This is a genomic window from Vibrio sp. Vb0937, assembly GCF_033338855.1.
Window position 1 is genome coordinate 1 of record NZ_JAWOTK010000368.1, and the last position, 1,124, is coordinate 1,124.

Annotated in this window: 1 pseudogene; it reads left to right on the top strand. The window is 49.3% G+C overall.

Features of this window, described 5'->3' with window-relative positions:
- Positions 1-58: 58 nt before the first annotated feature.
- A pseudogene (locus tag R7P67_RS25775) lies at positions 59-1,124 on the top strand (glycine dehydrogenase); the annotation flags it as partial.

Genomic DNA, 1,124 nt, shown 5'->3' on the forward strand with positions numbered 1-1,124 from the left:
TTAAATGAGTCAATTAAGACCATTTCCGATACCCGAGCCAAGGAGTAGGTAAAGGACAATGACTGAATTACTTCAAAGCCTCAGCACACAAAACGAGTTCGTTGGACGCCACAACGGACCAAAACTTTCTGACCAACAAAAAATGTTGGAAGCGATCAACGCAGTTAGCCTAGACGCACTGATCAGCGAAACCGTACCAGCAAACATCCGCCTTGAGCAGCCAATGACGTTGGCAGAAGCGAAAAGCGAAGCGGACATGTTGGCTGCGATGAAACAATTCGCAAAACAAAACCAAGTCAAACGTACATTCATCGGTCAGGGTTACTACAACACGTTCACGCCAAATGTCATTCTGCGTAACGTACTAGAAAACCCAGGCTGGTACACCGCGTACACACCATACCAACCAGAAATTTCTCAAGGCCGTTTGGAATCACTACTGAACTTCCAACAAATGGTTATCGACCTAACCGGTATGGAAATCGCAAACGCGTCTTTGCTTGATGAAGCAACGGCAGCGGCAGAAGCGATGACACTTTGTAAGCGCGCAGGTAAGAGCAAGAGCAACGTATTCTTTGTGGCTGACGATGTGCACCCACAAACCATCGAAGTGGTAAAAACGCGTGCTAAATTCATCGGTTTTGAAGTGCTAGTTGGTTCTTTAGAATCTCTACCAGAGCAAGACGTATTCGGCGCGCTGGTTCAATACCCAAGCACAACGGGTGAAGTTCGTGACCTAACGGACATCATCGCGAAAGCGCAAGCAAACAAAACGCTTGTCACTGTTGCGACTGACCTACTAGCTTCTACCCTATTGAAGCCTGCTGGAGAAATGGGCGCAGACGTCGCAATCGGTTCAGCTCAGCGTTTCGGCGTGCCAATGGGCTACGGCGGTCCACACGCGGCATTCATGGCAACTCGTGACAAACACAAACGTACAATGCCAGGCCGTGTTATCGGTGTTTCTATCGATGCGAAAGGCAACCAAGCACTTCGTATGGCAATGCAGACTCGCGAGCAGCACATCCGCCGCGAAAAAGCGACATCAAACATCTGTACCGCTCAAGCGTTACTAGCAAACATGGCGTCTTTCTACGCGGTTTACCACGGCGCAGAAGGTCTGC